This window comes from Micromonospora sp. RTBAU3-60 (assembly GCF_054963695.1).
Genome location: NZ_JBUEGB010000205.1, coordinates 1 through 620, shown reverse-complemented (window position 1 = coordinate 620; position 620 = coordinate 1). Strand labels below are relative to the sequence as shown.

The following is a 620-nucleotide window of genomic DNA, read 5'->3' as shown; positions in this document are numbered from 1 at the left end:
GTGTGTTCGATGCGTCGGATCAGGCCGTTGAACCGTAGGCGCCGTAGGTCGTAGGTCATTTGGCTGGTGGTGTAGCCGGTGCCGAGCAGCCGGGCGGTCAAGGCGCGAAGGCTCTTGTTGGTGACGCCGGTGACGGCGAACAGGCTCAGGCATAGAGCGCCGGTCAGGGCCATGACCCGAGGGTCGGCGAAGCGTAGCGCTGGGGCCCTCCTGCCATCCTCGGTGAGGGTGGGCTGTGCGACCCGTTCGATGACTGGGCTCGCAAGGACGCAGCTCTGACCGGCACGGATAGTGTCCAGCAGCCGGCGGTTGGCGTCACGGGCTTTGGCGATGACCTCGTCGAGGTGTTCCAGGCGGCGCAGCACACCGATGTCGTAGGTGTCGTTGATGACGGTTTCGATGCGTAGCGCTCGTCGATCTTTGAGGTAGTACTTGATCCGGGAGTGGCGGTAGAAGGCGTTGACCACGACGGCGTCGTTGTCACGGTCGATGGCGGTGCGGAACACGCCTTTGGTGGTGGAGCGGATCTGCCGGTTGAAGATGATCTCCATGTTGTCGGGGCGGCCGATGTCGAGGTTGTCCGCGGCGAGGGCTTCGAAGAAGGCGCGGGCGTGGCGGGG

Annotated in this window: 1 protein-coding gene; it reads right to left on the bottom strand. The window is 64.8% G+C overall.

What is annotated here, in order from left to right:
* Positions 1-551: hypothetical protein (locus tag ACY34I_RS40575; RefSeq protein ID WP_462760861.1), on the bottom strand; the 551-nt coding region annotated here is incomplete at its 3' end.
* Positions 552-620 lie beyond the last annotated feature (69 nt).